The organism is Herbidospora solisilvae (genome assembly GCF_009901565.1).
GTDB lineage: Bacteria > Actinomycetota > Actinomycetes > Streptosporangiales > Streptosporangiaceae > Herbidospora > Herbidospora solisilvae.
In genome coordinates this window covers 1-18,134 of sequence record NZ_WXEW01000017.1, presented here as the reverse complement: position 1 = coordinate 18,134, position 18,134 = coordinate 1, and the positions used below count along the sequence as shown (strand labels likewise).

20 protein-coding genes and 1 rRNA gene are annotated in these 18,134 nt (G+C 69.2%); 10 read left to right on the top strand and 11 right to left on the bottom strand.

Annotated features, from left to right (window positions below; all coding sequences use genetic code 11):
• Nucleotides 1-74 precede the first annotated feature (74 nt).
• The 5 genes from GT755_RS37750 to GT755_RS37730 all read right to left on the bottom strand — a co-directional run bounded on the left by GT755_RS37750 (nt 75) and on the right by GT755_RS37730 (nt 4,590).
• Nucleotides 75-1,340: an HD-GYP domain-containing protein gene (locus GT755_RS37750; RefSeq protein ID WP_161484349.1), complete on the bottom strand. Its 1,266-nt coding sequence runs from the start codon at nt 1,338-1,340 to the stop codon at nt 75-77.
• Nucleotides 1,337-2,680, bottom strand: a complete 1,344-nt coding sequence (locus tag GT755_RS37745; RefSeq protein WP_456319076.1) for an HD-GYP domain-containing protein — start codon at nt 2,678-2,680, stop codon at nt 1,337-1,339. The genes GT755_RS37750 and GT755_RS37745 overlap by 4 nt, the downstream gene beginning before the upstream one ends.
• A gap of 122 nt (nt 2,681-2,802) precedes the next feature.
• Nucleotides 2,803-3,711 (bottom strand): NAD-dependent epimerase/dehydratase family protein, encoded by a 909-nt coding sequence (locus GT755_RS37740; RefSeq protein ID WP_161484348.1) that lies wholly within the window; start codon nt 3,709-3,711, stop codon nt 2,803-2,805.
• Between the two features lie 10 nt (nt 3,712-3,721).
• Nucleotides 3,722-3,988 carry a mycothiol system anti-sigma-R factor gene (gene rsrA, locus GT755_RS37735; protein WP_030456435.1) on the bottom strand — a complete coding sequence of 89 codons (267 nt, stop codon included), beginning with the start codon at nt 3,986-3,988 and terminating at the stop codon, nt 3,722-3,724.
• Nucleotides 3,985-4,590 carry a sigma-70 family RNA polymerase sigma factor gene (locus tag GT755_RS37730; protein ID WP_061297191.1) on the bottom strand — a complete coding sequence of 202 codons (606 nt, stop codon included), beginning with the start codon at nt 4,588-4,590 and terminating at the stop codon, nt 3,985-3,987. The genes rsrA and GT755_RS37730 overlap by 4 nt, the downstream gene beginning before the upstream one ends.
• Nucleotides 4,591-4,814: 224 nt before the next feature.
• On the opposite strand from GT755_RS37730, the gene GT755_RS37725 reads away from it, so the two are divergent.
• Nucleotides 4,815-5,558, top strand: a complete 744-nt coding sequence (locus GT755_RS37725) for a class I SAM-dependent methyltransferase (protein WP_161484347.1) — start codon at nt 4,815-4,817, stop codon at nt 5,556-5,558.
• On the opposite strand, the gene GT755_RS37720 is transcribed toward GT755_RS37725, so the two are convergent.
• Nucleotides 5,559-5,864, bottom strand: coding sequence for a TraR/DksA family transcriptional regulator (locus tag GT755_RS37720; RefSeq protein ID WP_285587846.1), 306 nt, complete (start codon nt 5,862-5,864; stop codon nt 5,559-5,561).
• A 102-nt stretch (nt 5,865-5,966) separates the two neighbouring features.
• The gene (locus tag GT755_RS37715; RefSeq protein WP_161484346.1) at nt 5,967-6,695 is read right to left on the bottom strand and encodes an SOS response-associated peptidase; all 729 of its coding nucleotides are present in this window, start codon (nt 6,693-6,695) and stop codon (nt 5,967-5,969) included.
• Nucleotides 6,696-6,727: 32 nt separating this feature from the next.
• Here GT755_RS37715 and aroA point away from each other — a divergent pair, with 32 nt between their 5' ends.
• The gene (gene aroA / locus GT755_RS37710; RefSeq protein WP_161484345.1) at nt 6,728-8,005 is read left to right on the top strand and encodes a 3-phosphoshikimate 1-carboxyvinyltransferase; all 1,278 of its coding nucleotides are present in this window, start codon (nt 6,728-6,730) and stop codon (nt 8,003-8,005) included.
• Nucleotides 8,002-9,009 carry a ribosome small subunit-dependent GTPase A gene (rsgA, locus tag GT755_RS37705; RefSeq protein WP_161484380.1) on the top strand — a complete coding sequence of 336 codons (1,008 nt, stop codon included), beginning with the start codon at nt 8,002-8,004 and terminating at the stop codon, nt 9,007-9,009. The genes aroA and rsgA overlap by 4 nt, the downstream gene beginning before the upstream one ends.
• Here the strand turns inward: rsgA and GT755_RS37700 are convergent.
• Nucleotides 9,006-9,452, bottom strand: coding sequence for a DUF4442 domain-containing protein (locus GT755_RS37700; protein ID WP_235968263.1), 447 nt, complete (start codon nt 9,450-9,452; stop codon nt 9,006-9,008). The genes rsgA and GT755_RS37700 overlap by 4 nt on opposite strands.
• Before the next feature lie 82 nt (nt 9,453-9,534).
• Between GT755_RS37700 and hisN the strand changes: the two genes are divergently transcribed.
• Nucleotides 9,535-10,314: a histidinol-phosphatase gene (gene hisN, locus GT755_RS37695; protein WP_161484343.1), complete on the top strand. Its 780-nt coding sequence runs from the start codon at nt 9,535-9,537 to the stop codon at nt 10,312-10,314.
• Here hisN and GT755_RS37690 read toward each other — a convergent pair.
• Nucleotides 10,311-10,586, bottom strand: a complete 276-nt coding sequence (locus tag GT755_RS37690; RefSeq protein WP_161484342.1) for a hypothetical protein — start codon at nt 10,584-10,586, stop codon at nt 10,311-10,313. The genes hisN and GT755_RS37690 overlap by 4 nt on opposite strands.
• 154 nt (nt 10,587-10,740) lie before the next feature.
• On the opposite strand from GT755_RS37690, the gene GT755_RS37685 reads away from it, so the two are divergent.
• The 6 genes from GT755_RS37685 to GT755_RS37660 all read left to right on the top strand — a co-directional run bounded on the left by GT755_RS37685 (nt 10,741) and on the right by GT755_RS37660 (nt 16,673).
• Entirely contained in the window at nt 10,741-11,997 is a 1,257-nt protein-coding gene (locus GT755_RS37685; RefSeq protein ID WP_161484341.1) for a helix-turn-helix domain-containing protein, read from the top strand.
• 200 nt (nt 11,998-12,197) lie between these two features.
• Nucleotides 12,198-13,310, top strand: coding sequence for a phosphate ABC transporter substrate-binding protein PstS (pstS, locus tag GT755_RS37680; protein ID WP_161484340.1), 1,113 nt, complete (start codon nt 12,198-12,200; stop codon nt 13,308-13,310).
• Between the two features lie 3 nt (nt 13,311-13,313).
• A complete protein-coding gene (gene pstC, locus GT755_RS37675; RefSeq protein WP_161484339.1) occupies nt 13,314-14,297 on the top strand; it encodes a phosphate ABC transporter permease subunit PstC in 984 nt (327 codons plus the stop codon).
• A gap of 35 nt (nt 14,298-14,332) precedes the next feature.
• The gene (gene pstA, locus GT755_RS37670) at nt 14,333-15,181 is read left to right on the top strand and encodes a phosphate ABC transporter permease PstA (protein ID WP_161484338.1); all 849 of its coding nucleotides are present in this window, start codon (nt 14,333-14,335) and stop codon (nt 15,179-15,181) included.
• Between the two features lie 5 nt (nt 15,182-15,186).
• Nucleotides 15,187-15,963, top strand: coding sequence for a phosphate ABC transporter ATP-binding protein PstB (pstB, locus tag GT755_RS37665; protein ID WP_161484337.1), 777 nt, complete (start codon nt 15,187-15,189; stop codon nt 15,961-15,963).
• A 23-nt stretch (nt 15,964-15,986) separates the two neighbouring features.
• Complete coding sequence (locus GT755_RS37660; RefSeq protein ID WP_285587826.1) at nt 15,987-16,673, top strand: response regulator transcription factor; 687 nt, start codon at nt 15,987-15,989, stop codon at nt 16,671-16,673.
• Here the strand turns inward: GT755_RS37660 and GT755_RS41490 are convergent.
• Together GT755_RS41490 and rrf are read right to left on the bottom strand one after the other, a co-directional pair.
• Complete coding sequence (locus tag GT755_RS41490) at nt 16,663-17,547, bottom strand: serine hydrolase (protein ID WP_161484336.1); 885 nt, start codon at nt 17,545-17,547, stop codon at nt 16,663-16,665. The two genes, GT755_RS37660 and GT755_RS41490, sit on opposite strands and share 11 nt — an antisense overlap.
• Before the next feature lie 485 nt (nt 17,548-18,032).
• Nucleotides 18,033-18,134 (bottom strand): 5S ribosomal RNA (gene rrf / locus GT755_RS37650); the annotation flags it as partial.

The window sequence follows — 18,134 nt, the reverse complement described above, 5'->3', positions numbered from 1 at the left end:
GGCCCGGATCATCCCGCGCCGTGCACTCTTGAGCACTGATCGTTACGCCTCAAACTGTAGGAAGCCCACAATTGTCAGAGCCTGTTGACCGGAACGAGCCGGTCGATGACGGTCGCCATCGCCTCGACCACATCCGGGTCGTATTGGGTTCCGCCGTCGAGCCGCATGCGTTCGAGCGCGGCCGCCGCGCGGTCGCGGTTGGTGGAACCGCTCACCAGGTCGTCGTAGGCGTTGGCGGCCCTGATGATGCGGCTGGCCAGCGGCGGACGCTCCTCAAGGGGGTCGCACTGGCGGCGCACGATGTCGGCGACCTGGTTGAGCACGCCCGTCTTGCGGATGACCTCGGCGCCCAGTTCGGCGATGCGGCGGGCCTGCTCGGGATCGGTCAGCACGGTCGCGCCGCCGGGGATCGGGTCGGTCAGGCTGAGTTGTCCGATGTCGTGCATGAGGGCGGCGTACTCGAGTTCGAGCAGTTCGGGTTCGGCCATGCCGAGGTCGCGGCCGATGGCGACGGCCAGGCGGCTGACTCGGCGCGAGTGGCCCGGTTCGACGTAGCCGCCGACCTCGGTGACCCGGGCGAGCGCCCTGATGGTCTGCAGGTACGTCGCCCGGATGCCCGCGTACTTGCGGAAGGCGACCTGGGTGACGAGCAGCGGCGCGGCGAAGGCCAGCAGGGCGGTCAGCTCCATGCTGTGCAGGGCGAGCGCGAGCAGGATGCCGCTGGCCGACACGGCGGCGCCGAGCGGCGCGGCCATGCGCGCCTCGTCGCGTACGGCGACCGAGAACGCGGTGCGGACCTGTTCGGCGCGCAGCAGTCCGGCCACCACGACGTCGACGGCCAGCGCCACCCCGATGAGCAGCACCATCACCAGCAGCGCCACCCACCACGCCCCGCCCGGCGGCGGGCGCAGCACGTCGGCGAACGGCCGGAACGCGAAGGCCAGCAGCGAGCCGCAGATGAGCCGCCGCGCGATCGCGTCGAGCCGGGGCGCCCGGCCGACGGCCAGGTGCGGCAGCCCACCGGCGATCATGCCGACGGCCATGACGGCGACGACCTGCAGCGCCGAGTGGGCGGCCCGGTCTCCGCCGACGTACAGCAGCAGCGCGTAGCCGAACGCGGCGGCGGTGCTGATCGGCGCCACCTCGCGGTTGCCCGGCATGGTCAGCCGGGCCAGCTCGCCGCAGGCGATCAGCGCGCCGAACCCGATCGCCACCTGGGAGTCGACCAGCCCGACGGCGGCCGTGTGGGAGATCCCGGCGACCGCGAGCATGCCCCCGGCGCAGATCAGCAGGAGTTGCCCCGAGTCGAGGCCCTGGATGCCCCGGGTCTCGCTCGTCATCGGTCGGACACCACCTGGATCGGCGTGGTCGGGTCGTCGTGGTCTTTGGCGGCGGTCACCACCGGCATGCCGCTGGGCGCGGGCACGCTCGCGGGCGGGTTCCAGCCGTCGCGGTCGAGCGCCCGGATGAACGCTCCCACCATGATCGGGTCGAACTGGGTGCCCGACCACTTCCGCAGCTCGGCCACCGCCTCCTCCTGCGGTTTGGCCTTGCGGTAGGAGCGGTCGGAGGTCATCGAGTCGAACGCGTCGGCGACGCAGATGATGCGCGCGAACTCGGGGATCTCCGACCCGGCCAGGCCCATCGGATAACCCCGGCCGTCGTATCGCTCGTGGTGGTGCATGATCCCGGCGAACGCCTCGTCGAGGAAGCCGATGCCGCGCACGATCTCCAGGCCCCGCATGGGGTGGAGCTGGATGGCGGCGAACTCCTCTTCGGTGAGCACGCCCTCCTTCTGCAGGACCTTGGTCGGCACGCCGAGCTTGCCGACGTCGTGGAGCATGCCGGCGTAGCGGATGGCGTGGAGGCGCTCGGTGCCCATGCCGATCTCCTCGGCGATCATCGACGCGGCGGCCGACACGCGGGTGCAGTGGCCCCGCGTGTACCAGTCCTTGGTCTCCACGGCCTGGCAGAGGGCGGCGATGGTGGCCTCGTAGGAGCGGTGCTGCGCGTGGTACTGGCCGAACGCCCAGCGCGCCACGAACAGCGGCAGCAGGACCAGCACAGCCGAGATCGACTGGACGGTGGCCCACAACCCGGCGATGAGGAGGCCGAAGGTGGCGTACCCGAGGTAGGAGAGCAGGAACTGCGCCACGTCGGGCACCGGCACCTGGCGTTTGCCCACGCCCTCGGCCAGCGCCAGGATCAGCGCCGTCAGCACGAAGTTGAGCGCCACGAACACGAAGGTCGCGGCGCCGTAGGGCAGGATGATCTCGGGGAAGTCGGTGCGCCTGGGCAGGCCCGGCACCCCGCCGGCCAGGGTGTAGACCCACCCGGCGGCGTAGCCGGAGATGAGGAACTGCGCCCCGTTGAACAGGCGCTTGTGGGTGGGCAGCCCCGGACGTACCGAGAAGACCGCCGTGGCGGCGACGAGGGCCGCGCCCTCCGGACCGACCAGCACCACCGCGGCGAGCGCGGCCGAGAAGCTGACCGAGATCGCCGCCTGCCGCACGCTCAGCTGGGTCGGCACCGACTCGCAGACGAGGAAGAGCAGCGCGAGGACCAGCGTCGACGACCAGTCGAGCCCGTCATAGGCCTGCCCGCTACGGACGAGCAGAATTCCGGCCGCCCCGATGCACAGGACGAAGTAGATCTTCGCCGGCCACGGCATTTCGCGCAAAGCGGCCATCCCTCAAAGAAGGCGCGTCTGTCAACCTGCGCCGCCTCCACATTGATGTGCACGGTCAGGCTACCCAGCGGACAGCCACTTCACTGGGTTGTCGCCAAACCGTAATCAACTCATCACTGTGAGTTGCGGACCCAATCCACGGTGAGTTTGAGCGCGGAGGCGAGGTCGTGTTCCGGCCGCCAGCCCAGCCCGTCGAAGGCGGGCCGCGGGTCGACCGCCATCGCGGGCAGGTCGCCCAGCCGGGCGGGCGCGAGGGAGGGCTCGTCGGGCACCCCGGCCGCGGCGGCGATGAGGGAGTGCAGCGCGCGGTCGGAGGTCTGCGCGCCGGTGCCGATGTTGAAGGTCCCGCCGTCGCCCCGGGGGCCGCAGGCGCGGGCGAAGGCGTCGACCACGTCGTCGACGTAGACGTAGTCGCGGGTCTGGGAGCCGTCGCCGTAGAGGACGGTCGGCCGGCCGCCGAGCAGGGCGTCGGTGAAGATGGCGACCACACCCGCTTCGCCGCCGGGCGACTGACGCGGCCCGAAGACGTTCGAGAGCACCAGCGTGGTGTATTCGATGCCGTAGAGCGCCCGGTAGGCCGACAGATAGGCCTCGGCGCTCACCTTCGAGGCGGCGTAGGGCGACATCGGCTGGGCCGGGGTGTTCCCGGGCACCGGAATGGTCTGGGGACGCCCGTAGCGGGCCACCGACGACGCGAAGACGACCTTGCGGACCTTGTTGACGCGGGCCGCTTCGAGGACGTTGAGGGTGCCCTCGACGTTGACGCGCGCGTCGGTGAGCGGATCGGCGACGCTGGCGCGGACCGAGATCTGCGCGGCCAGGTGGCAGATCACCTCGGCGCCGCCGGCGGCCTCGGCCAGGGCCGGGTCGCGGACGTCGAGCTGGTGGAACTCCGCCCGCGGGGCCCGGTTGGACCCCGAAGAGAGGTCGTCGGCCACGACGACCTCGTGGCCGTCGGCGAGCAGCCGATCGACGAGGTTGGACCCGATGAAACCCGCACCGCCCGTGACCAGAATCCGCATGGCCAGCAGGCTATTCCACCAGTTCGGTTCGCACCTGTTCGATCCGCAGCCGGATCTTGGCCCGCAGGTCGTCGGGCACCGGGTCACACCCGCAGTGTTTGGCCACGAGTTGCTTCACGACCTTGTCGAGCCCGTATTCCCGCAGGCAGGGGTCGCACTCGTCGAGGTGCTGCCGGATGTCTCCACACTTGTCCTCGTCGAGCTCACCGTCGAGAAAGCTGTAGACCCGGTCGAGCACCTCACTACAGTCGGTGTCGTGGTGGTCACCACAGCTCATGCGCCCTCCTCCGATCGCACAAGCCCGCGCTCGCGCGCGTAGTCCTCAAGCTGCGAACGCAGTTGCCTGCGGCCGCGGTGGAGGCGCGACATCACGGTTCCGATGGGGGTCCCCATGATGTCGGCGATCTCCTTGTAGGGGAACCCCTCGACGTCGGCCAGGTAGACCGCGATCCGGAATTCCTCGGGGAGCGCCGCGAGAGCGTCTTTCACGTCGCTGTCGGGGAGGTGTTCGAGCGCCTCCAGCTCGGCCGACTTGAGCCCACTCGACGTGTGGGACTCGGCGCGGGCGAGCTGCCAGTCTTCGATCTCCTCGGTGCCGGCCTGCTTCGGTTCGCGCTGCTTCTTGCGGTAGCTGTTGATGAAGGTGTTGGTCAGGATGCGGTAGAGCCAGGCCTTCAGGTTGGTGCCCACCTGGAACTGGTGGAACGACGCGAAGGCCTTCGCGAAGGTCTCCTGGAGGAGGTCTTCGGCGTCGGCGGGGTTGCGGGTCATCCGGAGCGCGGCGGAGTAGAGCTGGTCGATGTAGGGCATGACATCCCGCTCGAACCGCTCACTGCGCTGCTCCAGAGTCTCCTCGGCAGTCTTGGAGACCGGACCCACCCCCTCATAGATGCGTATCGCATCAGAGGATACCGGGACGGCATAGGCCGGGGTTTCCGGCCTCACCAGCAACGCGTTCATGCCCATCGTCAACCGCGGCGGCGTAGAGTCTGTTCCCGGACAAGGTACGCAATGCCTTATCCGGGGAAAAAGCTACGTACCGGCCGGTAGCGACACCGTCGCCACCATGCCCTTCTGAGATCGTCAACGTCCAGGAGCCGCTCGTGCTGCCCATTCCGGCCAATGAACTCAACGGCACAGGAAATCTCGGGCCTTACTGGACCTTCTACCACGCCGTCGTCGCCGAGCAGCTGCGCCGCTGGCTGCCCGAGAAGCCCTCTCTGCTGCTGGATCTGTCCGGTGGACGGGGGCGCTGGCCCGCCCAGGCCGCCCGCGCCGGGCACCGCGTGGTGGAGGTGCTCGACTTCCGCCGCCCCGCCGCCGAGCCGTGGCTCAGGGAGGCCTCCGACCGCATCCACAAGGTGCGCAGCGACGACCTGGCGTTCCTGGCCGACGAGAGCGTCGACGCCGTGGTCGCCGAGGAACGCGCCCTGTCGGTCGAGATCATGGCCGAGTCGGCGCTGGCCGACGTGACCCGGGTGCTCAAGCCGGGCGGCCGGGTGCTGGTCTGCGTCGACTCCCTGGTGCTGGGCATGGCGATCCTGGCCGAGCAGAACTACTGGGCCCACCTGTGCCAGACGGGCGAGGTCATGCTGGTGCCCTGGCCCGACGGCAGCATCACCCGCTGCTTCTCGGCCGCCCAGCTCCGCGACCTGCTGACGGGCGCGGGCCTGGAGGTCGAGTGGGTGCGCCCGCGCACCGTCCTGTCGCCCTCGACGGTCGACCACGTGCTGGGCAGCGACCAGCGCTCGTTGTCGTGGCTGGTCAGGACGGAGCTCGACGCCCACCCCGACGACGACGACACGGTCGGCATCCACCTGGTGGCGAGCGGGCGCAAGCCCCTCTGACTAGCGGCGTCTCTCCCGCCTCGACTGGCACCCGATGCAGCGGGCCGCCTCGGGGCGGGCCTCCAACCTGCCGTCGGGCACCACGACGCCGCAGTCGACGCAGCGGCCGTAGGTCCCGGCGTCGAGCCGCGACAGCGCGGCCACCACCGCCTGACGCTGCCGGCTCGCCGCCTCGATCATCGCTCGGTTCCGGTCGGCGTCGCTGAGGGTGATTTCGGCTGACGGGGCGGTCGTCAGGACTCCGATGGACCGGTCCAGGTCGTCGAGCATCATCTCCAGGCGCATACGCGCGGCCGCAGATTCCACGAATCCGCACCTCCGGGAATGGGGGGACACCGCCGGGAGTCCCCGGTCTCCCGGCTTTCTCAGCGGATGCCCGCTGGCCGCACTCCTTACACCCAGGGACATTCAGAACAGCTGATTGGTGTCACCACTGTCCTGAAGTGGGACGATGAGCTGCTCTCCGTTGTTGCGGACGTTCCCCACCGCCGGATCGACCGGATAGGCCACCAGCCCCGCCGTAGTGGCCGGAACCAGAAGTTCGGACGCATCCGAAACCGCCGGGTCGAGCCACTCCGCCCACTTGTCCCGGGCGATCAGCATGGGCATGCGGTCGTGGATGTGGCCCAAGCGGTCTTCGGCGTCCTGGGTGATCACCGTGCAGGTGCAGATCCACTCGCCTTCCGGGTCCTTCCAGAACTCGTACAGGCCGGCCATCGCCAGCACGCCGCCGTCTTCGGGGCGGATGAAGAAGGGCTGCTTGCGCCTGTCGTCGGTCGGCATCCACTCGTAGTAGCCGTCGGCGGGCAGCAGGCAGCGGCGGGTGGCGAAGGCCTTGCGGAAGGCGGGCTTCTCGGCGACCGTCTCGATCCTGGCGTTGATCATGCGGGAGCCGATCGACGGGTCCTTGGCCCAGCTCGGGACAAGGCCCCAGCGGACCACGCGGAGCTGCCGGACCGGCCTGGTCGCGCCCTCGACGTGGGGAACGCGGCTCATGACCGCGTACACGTCCTTGGTGGGGGCGACGTTGTAGTCGGGGGCGAGCTCCTCCCCTGTCTCGTCCACGGTGTCGAGCTCGACCTCGAACTCCTCAAGCAGTTCGTGGCGCTTGCGCGCCGACGCGTATCTTCCACACATCCCTCCAGACTGCCACCGATAGGCTTGGGGGCATGTCCGCTCCCTTGTGGCCCGCGCCCGTCGCGTCCGGCCCGGTGGTCGCCACGGTGGCGCTGCCCGGCTCCAAGTCCGTGACCAACCGCGCCCTGCCGCTGGCCGCGCTCGCCGACGGTCCGGGGCGGGTACGACTGGCGCTGCGCAGCCGCGACGCCGACCTGATGGCCGAGGGCCTGCGGAAGCTGGGCACCCGGATGGTCCCGAGCAACGAGAGCGTCTCCTCCTCCGACTGGGAGATGACGCCCGGACCGGTCACCGGCGGCGGCCACATCGAGTGCGGCCTGGCCGGCACCGTCATGCGCTTCCTGCCGCCGATCGCGGCGCTGGCCGACGGCGAGGTCTCCTTCGACGGCGACCCCCACGCCCGCAAGCGCCCGATGGGCACCATCCTCGACGCGCTGCGCGCCCTGGGCGCCCACGTCGACGGCGACCGGCTGCCGTTCACCATCCGGGGGCCGCTCTCGGGCGGCGAGGTGACCGTCGACGCGTCCGGGTCGTCGCAGTTCGTCTCCGGGCTGATGCTGGCGGCGGCGCGGTTCCCGAAGGGCGTCACGGTGCGCCACGTCGGGCCGCCGGTGCCGTCGATGCCGCACATCGCGATGACCGTCCAGATGCTGCGGGCGCGGGGGGTCGAGGTCGACGACTCCGAGAGACACGTGTGGCGGGTGCTGCCCGGTCCCATCGCGGCCACCGACTTCACGGTCGAGCCCGACCTGTCGAACGCGGCGCCGTTCTTCGCCGCGGCGATGGTCACCGGGGGTTCGGTGACGATCCCCCACTGGCCGGCCGAGACCACCCAGCCGGGCGACCGGCTGCGCGAGCTGCTGACCGGCATGGGCGCGCGGGTCGAGCTGACCGCCGAGGGCCTGACCGTCCACGGCGGCGGCCTCCACGGCATCGACGTCGACCTGCGTGACGAGGCCGAGCTGACGCCGACGATCGTGGCGCTGGCCGCGCTGGCCGACTCGCCGACCCGCGTCCGGGGCGTGGCCCACATCCGGGGCCACGAGACCGACCGCATCACCGCGCTGGCCACCGAGGTCAACCGCCTGGGCGGCGACGCCCGCGAGACCGACGACGGCCTGGAGATCTTCCCGAAGAAGCTCCACGAGGGCGTCTTCCACTCCTACGACGACCACCGCATGGCCACCGCGGGCGCCGTCATCGGCCTGGCCGTGCCCGGCGTCGAGGTGGAGAACATCGCCACGACCGCCAAGACCCTGCCCGAGTTCGCCACGATGTGGGCGGCGATGCTGCGGGGAGACGCGTCCTGAGACGGCGCGAATACGACGAAGACGACGTCAGGGTCCGGCCGGGCAAGGGTTCCCGGCCGCGGACCCGGCTCCGGCCTGCCCACGAGGCGGCGGTGCCGGGGTTCGTCGTCGCCGTCGACCGGGGCCGCTACACGGTGCTGACCGGACGCGGCATCCACGACAGCGGCCCGTCGATCGTGATCACCGCCATGAAGGCCCGCGAGCTCGGCCGCAAGGGCATCGTGGTCGGCGACGAGGTCGCGCTCGTCGGCGACACGTCGGGCAGACCCGACTCCCTGGCCCGGATCGTCCGCCGCGAGGAGCGCCGCTCGATGTTGCGGCGCAGCGCCGAAGACTACGACGAGGTCGAGCGTCCGGTCGTGGCCAACGCCGACCAGCTCGTCATCGTGACGGCGCTGGCTGACCCGCCGCCGCGTCCGCGCATGATCGACCGCCTGCTGGTGGCCGCCTTCGACGCCGACATCGACCCGCTGCTCTGCCTGACCAAGGCCGACCTGGCCGCGCCCGACGAGCTGATCGCGCTCTACGAGCCGCTCGGCGTCAGGCACATCACCGTCCAGCGGGGCGGCGACCTGTCGGAGCTGCGCGACCATCTGACCGACCGGGTGAGCGTGCTGGTCGGCCACTCGGGCGTGGGCAAGTCGACGCTGGTCAACGCGCTGGTGCCGACGGCGGGCCGGGCTGTGTCCCACGTCAACGCGGTAACCGGCCGGGGCCGCCACACCTCCACCTCCGCCGTCGCGCTGGAGTTGCCCGACGGCGGCTGGATCATCGACACGCCGGGGGTGCGCAGCTTCGGGCTCGGCCACGTCGAGATCGACAACGTGCTGGTCGCCTTCCCCGACTTCAACGAGGCCGCCGTCGACTGCCCCAAGGGCTGCACCCACCTGGGCGACGGCTGCGCCCTCGACCGGTTCGTGGCCGAGGGCCACGGCGACCCCGCCCGCCTGGTGTCACTGCGGCGGCTGCTGTCGAGCCGCGAAGGCGCTCCTGACGACGACTAGCGGTTGGGCCGCAGCGTCCACTCCACGGTGACCTCGGCGACCGTCACACCCTCTGAGTTGCGTACCGTCACCTCGACCGTGAACTCGGGCCGGTTTCCGGCGGTGAGTTCGGCGAGCACGGCGTCGCGCTCGGCTTTCACGACCGCCTCGGCGGTCAGGTCTCCAAGAGCCAGTTTCCGGTACGCCACCCGCCCCACCGTGGCCAGCGGCGTCGCCCGGTCGAGGGTGTCGCCGAACAGCGAGAGCATGGCCGCCCCGGAGGCCGACTCGGCCAGGGAGAACACCACTCCGGCATGGGGGCCGCCGACGTGGTTGTGCAGGTCGGGACGGTCGGCGAGACGGGCGACAGCCGTACCGGAGTCGACGGAGTCGAAGGACACGCCGAGGGTGCGCGCGAAGGGAACACTCTGCAGGAACAGAGCCCCCGTGTCGAAAGTGGTCATGGACGGCATGTTACTCATTGGTAGGATCTGGAGCGGTCCCGGGTCTGATGGAAATACGGCCGAAACCGCTAGCGTGTGATCCGTGACGGCTTACAGCGATGATCTGCGGCTCGCGCACGTGATGGCCGACGCGGCCGACGACCTCACGATGCGCCGGTTCAAGGCCGTGGATCTGAAGGTCGAGACCAAGCCCGACCTGACCCCGGTCAGCGACGCCGACCGGGCGGTCGAGGAGGCGATCAGGGGCACCCTTCGCCGGGCTCGCCCCCGCGACGCCGTCATCGGCGAGGAGTTCGGCAAGACGGGCTACGGCATGCGTTCCTGGATCGTCGACCCCATCGACGGGACCAAGAACTTCGTGCGTGGCGTGCCCGTGTGGGCGACCCTGATCGCGCTCATGGAGGAGGGCAAGGTCGTCGTCGGATGTGTCTCCGCGCCCGCGCTCAACCGGCGCTGGTGGGCGGCCCGTGACGGCGGTGCGTTCACCGGCCGCAGTCTGACCAAGGCCACCCGGTGCCAGGTGTCGTCGGTCGCCAAACTGGAGGACGCGTCCTTCTCCTACTCCAGCCTGAGCGGCTGGGAGAAGGAGGGGAAGCTCGACAACATCCTCGATCTGACGCGCAGTGTGTGGCGGACGCGGGCCTACGGCGACTTCTGGTCCCACATGATGGTGGCCGAGGGTGCGGTGGACGTCTCGGCCGAACCGGAACTGTCGCCATGGGACATGGCCGCGCTCACCGTGATCGTCGAAGAGGCCGGCGGTGCGTGCACCGGCGTGGGCGGGAATCCGCCGCTCGACAGCGGGAGCATGGTGTGCTCGAACGGGCTTCTGCACTCAGAGGTGCTCAAAAAGCTCGCTTAATAGACTTTTCCGGAGAAAAGGTCGGCCCACATCTGTTCGGCGCGTGAGGACACCATGCGTTCGGTCTCCTCGGTGAGTTGCGTCTGCAATGTCGTACGGCGAATGAAGTACTGACCCGCGGCGCCGACGAATTCGTAGACCACTCCGCGGCACGAGCACGAGTGCGCCCTGACCCGCTCACGGTCGGTCCACCTCGCGCCAGGACGCCAGGTCAGCCGCCTGGCGTCCGGATCGGGATGGCTCGGCACGTGCGGGCCGTGATAGGTGGTCATGACCTTTCCACGTGGAACTGTCTTGGTGGGGGCGTCCATGCCGTGATACTCACGACCTGGAGTGACTCCGGGGAATACACCATGCGGATCAGAAATCGCGATATTCGTCCGGCGAATTCCTGCGTGACGTCGCGAATGGGCGTAACTTACCGTCATGGGTCATGACGGAAACGGTCTGCCGCCGGACTTCTGGGCCCGGCCGCCGGTCGTCAGCGCGCTCGCCGAGTGTGACATGGCGACGATTCTCGATCAGGTCCGATCCGCTCGCGGATGGACGCAGGGCCAGCTCGCCGACTTCCTCGGATACTCCCAGAGCTGGGTGTCGAAAGTGCTCAGAGGGCGCCAGTCACTCACCGTCGACCAGATCCGCGACCTCGCGCGCCAGGTCGGCATCCCGCAGTACCTGCTGCGCATCGGCGACGTCGGGGGTGAGGACCCCACGAAACGCCGCGACTTCAGCAAGATAGCCTTCCTCGCCGCGATGCCCGTGGCGCCGTCCATCTCCTACCGGTCGGCCGACGAGACGACCGCGTCGTCCCTCGCCGCGATCACCGGCGCCCAGCGCCGGCTGGAGGCCGAGACCCCCGCCCGGGAGCTCGCCCGTGGCGCCGTCGCCCACGTCGAGCTCACCAAGAGGGCCCTGGCCCGGTCGGCCGAGACGCCGTTCGCGGTGGAGGTCTGCCCGACCGTCAGCGAGGCCGCCGGGTTCGCCGCCTGGTTACACGCCGACATGCAGGACATCGGCACCGCCCGCATGTTCTACCGGTTCGCGGTCGACTCGGCCCGTCGCGCCGAGCATCCGCTGCTGGAGGCCTACATGCTGGGCAGCCTGGCCGCCTTCGAGATCGACCACGACGACCCCCAGCTCGGGCTGACGATGGTCGCCCAGGCCAGGGCGCAGGCCGGGAGCAACCCGCCGGCCACCGCGCGGGCGTGGCTGGCGTGCATCGAGGCGCTTGGCCACGCGGGCAGACGCGACGTGATGGCCGCGCTCAACTGCCTGCGCGAGGCGGAGATCGCCGTCGCCCAGAGCGAACGGGCGTCGTCGCCGCCGTGGCCGTGGGTCTTCCCCTTCGACCCCGGCAAACTGGCCGGATACCGCGCCCTGGTGATGGTCCGCCTGGGCCGCCCCCACGACGCCGTCTCGGCCTTCGCCGAGTCCCTCGTCTCCGTACGCCCCGCCGCCAAGCAGCAGGCGCTGCTCATGCTGGAGATCGCCACGGCCCGCCGGATGGCCGGGGAGGTCGACGAGGCCTTCACCCTCGCAGGTGAGGCGCTCAAGGCGGGGGTCGTCTACTCGTCCGAGAGGGTGCTCCACCGGGTGCGGCGGTTCCGTCGCGACTACGAGGGCCCGCCGTCTCTGCTGGTCCGCGATTTCGACGACAGACTGCGTGCGACCAGCACTTTCTGAATCGGTCCAGCGGCCCCGCTCCCCATCGGAGCGGGGCTTTCATTAACGCCGCGATACGCCTGTGACCTGGTCGTTATCTGTTGAGACCTACACGAAGGGGACCGGACCCGTTCATTCTTCGTTCACCTTCGTCCAGTCGTCAGGTCACCTTCGATCCCTAGCCTCCCGGTTGTTGAAGAAACAATCAGGAGGATTCAGCCGTGAAGTATGCAGGCCGGCTCGCCGTAGCCGCCATCGCCGGCGTGCTGTCGCTCGCCGCGTGTGGTACTGACGACAACACCACCCCTTCCACCGCGACCGACACGGGCACCGCCGCCGCTCCCGCGGCCTCGGGCGACGCCCAGCTCAGCGGCACCATCAACGCCGCCGGCTCCTCGGCTCAGGCCAACGCCGTCGACGAGTGGAAGAAGGCGTTCCAGAGCGCCAACCCCGGTGTGAGCATCAACTACCAGCCGAGCGGCTCGGGCGCCGGTGTCCAGGCGTTCATCGCCGGCACCGTCGCGTTCGCCGGTTCCGACTCGGCGCTGAAGGAAGACGAGCCGGCTCAGGCCGACGCCCGCTGCGCCACCGGCAAGGCCATCAACCTGCCGATGGTCGTGGGTCCGGTCGCCGTGGTCTACAACCTCCCCGGTGTCGACGGCCTGCAGCTTTCGCCGAAGACCATCGGTGGCATCTTCAACAGCCAGATCACCAAGTGGGACGACCCCGCGATCAAGGCTGACAACCCCGACGCCCAGCTGCCCTCGACCGACATCCAGGCGTTCCACCGCTCGGACGAGTCGGGCACCAGCGACAACTTCACCAAGTTCCTGGCCGCCACCGCCGAGTGGCCGTACGAGCCGGGCAAGGCGTGGCCGGCCGAGGCCAAGGGCCAGGGCGCCAAGGGCTCCGACCAGATCGCCGCGTCGGTCAAGTCGACCGAGGGTGCCATCTCCTACGTCGAGCTCTCCTTCGCCGAGAACTCCGGCCTGCAGAAGTCCAAGGTCGCCAACGGCTCCGGCGAGTTCGTCGAGCTGACCCCGGAGAGCGCCGGCAAGACCGTCGAGGCCGCCACCATCGAGGGCACCGGCAACGACCTCAAGATGAAGATCGACTACGCCACGTCGGCCGCGGGCGCCTACCCGATCGTCCTGGTGACCTACGAGATCACCTGCGAGAAGGGCCTCTCCGCCGAGGAGCTCCCGCTCGTCAAGTCCTTCCTCACCTACACCGCCTCGGACGAGGGCCAGCAGTTGCTGACCAACCTCGGCTACGCGCCGCTCCCCGCGTCGCTGCTGACCAAGGTCCGCTCCTCGGTTGAGGCCATCTCCTAGCCAATGGCGACCTCGACGCAGACGCGCGAAGGCGGGTCGGCTCCCCTGAGCCGGTCCGCCTTCCGGCGCAGCCGTGGCGACGGCCCCTTCCGTTACGCATCGACCGGTGCGGGCATCCTGCTGCTCGTGATCATGGCGGCCATCGCCGTGTTCCTGATCGCGCGAGCCATCCCCGCACTCCAGGCGAACACCGCGTCGTTCCTCACGGAGCTGACGTGGAACGCCAACGCCTCAGAGCCGAAGTTCGGCATCGGCGCGCTCGCGTTCGGCACGGTCATCAGCTCCTTCCTCGCGCTGATCATCGCCACGCCGATCGCGATCGGGGTCGCGCTCTTCATCTCCCACTACGCACCCCGCCGCCTGGCCTCGTTCCTGGGCTACGTCATCGACCTGCTCGCGGCGGTGCCCTCGGTCGTGTACGGCCTGTGGGGCATCATCTTCCTGGTCCCGTTCATGCGCGGGCCCTCGCAGTTCCTGAACGACTACCTCGGCTGGATCCCGATCTTCGGCGGCGACCAGGTCGTCGGCCGCTCGATGCTCGTCGGCTCGCTGGTGCTGGCCATCATGATCCTGCCGATCATCGCCGCGATCTCCCGTGAGGTCTTCCTGCAGGCCCCCAAGATGCAGGAGGAGGCGGCCCTCGCCCTCGGCGCGACCCGCTGGGAGATGATCCGGATGGCCGTGTTGCCGTTCGGGCGTCCCGGTGTCATCAGCGCCGCCATGCTCGGCCTCGGCCGCGCCATGGGCGAGACCATCGCGGTGGCCCTGATCTTCCCGGCCACCTTCACGATCAGCTTCGAAATCCTCAGCGCCAACGGCAACAGCATCGCGGCCAACATCGCCAACGGCTTCGGCGAGGCCAACGACATCGGCCGGGGCGCGCTCATCGCGTCCGGTCTGGTGCTGTTCATCATCACCCTGCTGGTGAACATGGCCGCCCGCTGGGTCATCTCCCGCCGCAAGGAATACGCGAGGGTCGCCGCGTGAGTGCCGTCACTCCAGAAATCCAGCGAATCTCCGGCATGCGCCGGTTCAAGGACAAGGGCGTTCAGGCCCTTGTCTATCTGGCGTTCGCCATCGCGGTCGTTCCGCTGATCTCCGTCCTGTGGATGGTGATCGCGAACGGCCTTGCCCGCTTCGACATGGAGTTCCTGACCCACTCGATGCGCAACATCGGGGCCAGGGACGCCGGCGGCGGCGCCTACCACGCCATCATCGGCACCCTGGAGCAGGTCGCGCTGGCCTCGCTCATCTCCGTGCCGATTGGCCTGCTCACCGCCGTCTACCTGGTCGAATACGGCGCCAACGGGCGCCTCAAGCGCTACATCAGCTTCTTCGTCGACATCATGACCGGTGTCCCGTCGGTCGTCGCCGGTCTGTTCATCCTGGCGTTCTGGATCCTGATCCTGGGCATGCCGTTCTCCGGCTTCGCCGGCGCGATGGCGCTGTCGATCCTGATGTTGCCCACGGTCGTCCGGGCCGCCGAGGAGATGCTGCTGCTGGTGCCCAACGACCTGCGCGAGGCCTCCTACGCGCTGGGCGTCTCCAAGTGGCGCACCATCGTCAAGGTCGTGCTGCCCACCGCCTTCACCGGCATCGTGACCGGCGTCATGCTGGCCGTCGCCCGTGTCGCCGGTGAGACGGCGCCGCTACTGCTGACGGTCTTCTTCACCGACTCCATCAACAACGACCCGTTCAACGGGCCGCAGATGGGTCTTCCTCTGTACGTGTTCGACCAGGCCGCCCGGCCCAACGACACCGCGATCGACCGCGCCTGGGCCGCCGCGCTCACGCTGATCATCATCATCATGCTGCTCAACCTGGCCGCGCGTCTCATCACGTACTGGCGCTCGCCCGCAAGGAAGAGGTAATAGCCATGGCCAAACAGATCGAGGTCACGGACGTCGACGCCTACTACAGTGGCCACAAGGCCATCGAAGGCATCTCGATGACCATCGACGCGCGCGCCGTCACCGCCTTCATCGGCCCGTCGGGCTGCGGCAAGTCGACCTTCCTCCGCACCCTCAACCGCATGCACGAGGTCATCCCGGGCGCCACCGTCACGGGCAAGATCCGCATGGAGGAGCAGGACCTCTACGGCGCCGGCGTCGACCCGGTGTCGGTCCGCCGCACCATCGGCATGGTGTTCCAGCGCCCCAACCCGTTCCCCACGATGTCGATCTACGACAACGTGGCCGCGGGCCTGCGCCTGAACCACCGCTACTCCAAGAGCGAGCTCGACGGCATCGTCGAGGACTCCCTCAAGGGCGCCAACCTGTGGAACGAGGTCAAGGACCGGCTGGCCAAGCCCGGTTCCGGCCTGTCGGGCGGACAGCAGCAGCGTCTGTGCATCGCCCGCGCCATCGCGGTCCGGCCGCAGGTCCTGCTGATGGACGAGCCCTGCTCGGCGCTCGACCCCATCTCGACGCTGGCGATCGAAGACCTGATCGCCAAGCTCAAGCAGGAGTTCACGATCGTCATCGTCACCCACAACATGCAGCAGGCCGCACGCGTGAGTGACAAGACGGCGTTCTTCAACCTGGCCGCCCAGGGGCAACCGGGCAAGCTGATCGAGATGGACGAGACCACCAAGATCTTCACGAGCCCGTCCCAGAAAGCCACCGAAGACTACATCACCGGGCGTTTCGGCTGATCCGACACATTGGGGAGGACCGGGTGGACGGGGAAACTCGATCCGCGCCGACGCTGTTGGTCGCCGACCCCGACAGCGCCCTGGTCGAGAACCTGACACACGAACTCGGGTCCGAGGGAATCGACGTCACCGGCGTGTTCGACGGCGCCCAGGCGCTGCTCCAGGCGGGAGCACTGCGCCCGGACGCCGTCCTGATCAGCGCGTCGCTGCCCATCATCGGACCGGTCGACTTCGTGCGGGCGGTACGCCTGGCACGGGCCGTACCGGTCCTGCTGGGCGTCGGCGAGGGATTCGCGGAACAGGCCATGGAGGCGCTGGCGGCCGGCGCGACGGCATGCGTCGCCCGGCCGTACCGCGTCCCCGAGCTGCTGCCGCTCGTGCACGCGGCGTTCCGCCGGCAGGGCATCCAGCGGACCGTCCTGACCATCGGCGACGTCGCCCTCGACGTCACGGCCTATCAGGTGAAGGTGGGCGGCCGCGTCGTCCACCTCCCCCTGCGCGAGTTCGAGCTGCTGCACTACCTCATGCGCAACGCCGACCGCACCGTGACCCGCGAGCAGATCATGCGGCACGTCTGGCACTCCTCGGACGCGATGTCCACCAACACCATCGCCGTCCATGTGAAACGCCTGCGCGCCCGGCTCGGCGACGAGGACGACAAACTCATCCAGACCGTGAGGGGGGTCGGCTACCGCCTCGTCACCCCTTAGGGCAACTGCGGAACCCGTCGAGCACCCTCTCGACGAGCCTCTCGACCTTGGCGATCCCGGCCTCGCTGGTGGCATTGTCCTCAGTGAGCACGGCCACCGCGTACCGATCCCCGATGAGCCCCACGCTCGTGATCGCCCAAAGGTCGTTGGCCACATGCTTCAACCAGCCGTTCTTGAGCGCGACCCGCTCCCCCGCACAGGCCCCCGCACTCACCCCCCACCTCTGTTCCGGTACGACCCGGCGCATCAGCCGCCGGACGACACCTCCGTCGCGCAGCCTCGGCAGATACTTCAGCAACCGGACCTGGTCGTCGGTGGTGGTCCGGGTGATCCCCCAGCAGTAGAGGTCGACGCACCTCCCGGGCACCGCGGTCGTCGCCTTCAGCCCGAACTTCCTGTTCGCCCGGTCGAGCCCGCCCTCGCGGCCGATCCGCTCCCAGAGCCGATCGGCCGCTTTGTTGTCGGAGTACCGGATCATGATCTCGGCGTCCCTCTGCACGGCCTCGGGCAGCCGATCCCAGCGCTCCTTCCGCAGCAGGGCCATGAGGATGTCGACCTTCGCGACACTGGCCGTGGGAAGCACTACCTTCCCGCCGAACCGGAAGACCCGCCCGGTGTGCAGATCCTCGACGGTGATCGAGGCCCGACCGGGCCGACTCTTGAGCAGCGCCTTCACCGCTCTGGTGACCTTGCGTCTGTCGACGGGAGGATCGGTGGGTTCCGGCTTCGGTACGAACTGGGGGTCCGCCCGCACCGGCTCGGCCTTGACCGCGACGGCCCTGACCGGTAGCCGGGCCGGCTCGGACTTCAGGGTGAGGTCAGGCGAGACGGCACTGGCGGCCAGGGCCAGCGCTGCGAGGAGAGGGAGAATCACACGACGGGGGGACATCGTGGGCATCAATGTAGCCCTCGAAGGAACTCTCGACCATTCCCCCTGACCCGGCTGCGGAGATGCTCCTGCGAAACCGCAGGCGGGCTTTCACTTCTGAAATGGCCGGGCTACACAACACACCCCGGAACATGAGTCTCCCGCAGCCTGACCACCGCGGCCACGCTTCAACAGCTGGTGTGTGAAATGGCGAAAGCCCGACCGCGTGGCCGGGCTGCCCTCGAAACACCACGCCGGCCGACGTGGACAACCCCTTCCGCCAACAACGACAACCCGGCTGGTCTCGAATGATGCCCGAGCCATCCCCCGACGGGGGCCGGCCGACGTGGCCGAACCCCGCAAACAACGGCCGCGGTCACGCCTCATCGATCAGCGGGTGAAACGCAGAAAGCCCGGCCGAATGGCCGGGCACCGTCCCGTGAAACGCCGAAGGCCCCGATCAAATGATCGGGGCCTCCGGTATAAAGATTGTCCGGCGGTGTCCTACTCTCCCACACCGTCCCCGGTGCAGTACCATCGGCGCTGGAGGGCTTAACTTCCGGGTTCGGAATGTAACCGGGTGTTTCCCCTCC

Excerpts from the sequence above, each read along its gene's own strand:
- GT755_RS37750 (WP_161484349.1), bottom strand. The coding sequence starts at position 1,340 with ATGACGAGCGAGACCCGGGGCATCCAGGGCCTCGACTCGGGGCAACTC.
- GT755_RS37740 (WP_161484348.1), bottom strand. The coding sequence starts at position 3,711 with ATGCGGATTCTGGTCACGGGCGGTGCGGGTTTCATCGGGTCCAACCTC.
- rsrA (WP_030456435.1), bottom strand. The coding sequence starts at position 3,988 with ATGAGCTGTGGTGACCACCACGACACCGACTGTAGTGAGGTGCTCGAC.
- GT755_RS37715 (WP_161484346.1), bottom strand. The coding sequence starts at position 6,695 with ATGTGTGGAAGATACGCGTCGGCGCGCAAGCGCCACGAACTGCTTGAG.
- aroA (WP_161484345.1), top strand. The coding sequence starts at position 6,728 with ATGTCCGCTCCCTTGTGGCCCGCGCCCGTCGCGTCCGGCCCGGTGGTC.
- GT755_RS37700 (WP_235968263.1), bottom strand. The coding sequence starts at position 9,452 with ATGACCACTTTCGACACGGGGGCTCTGTTCCTGCAGAGTGTTCCCTTC.
- GT755_RS37690 (WP_161484342.1), bottom strand. The coding sequence starts at position 10,586 with ATGACCACCTATCACGGCCCGCACGTGCCGAGCCATCCCGATCCGGAC.
- GT755_RS37685 (WP_161484341.1), top strand. The coding sequence starts at position 10,741 with ATGGGTCATGACGGAAACGGTCTGCCGCCGGACTTCTGGGCCCGGCCG.
- pstC (WP_161484339.1), top strand. The coding sequence starts at position 13,314 with ATGGCGACCTCGACGCAGACGCGCGAAGGCGGGTCGGCTCCCCTGAGC.
- pstA (WP_161484338.1), top strand. The coding sequence starts at position 14,333 with ATGCGCCGGTTCAAGGACAAGGGCGTTCAGGCCCTTGTCTATCTGGCG.
- pstB (WP_161484337.1), top strand. The coding sequence starts at position 15,187 with ATGGCCAAACAGATCGAGGTCACGGACGTCGACGCCTACTACAGTGGC.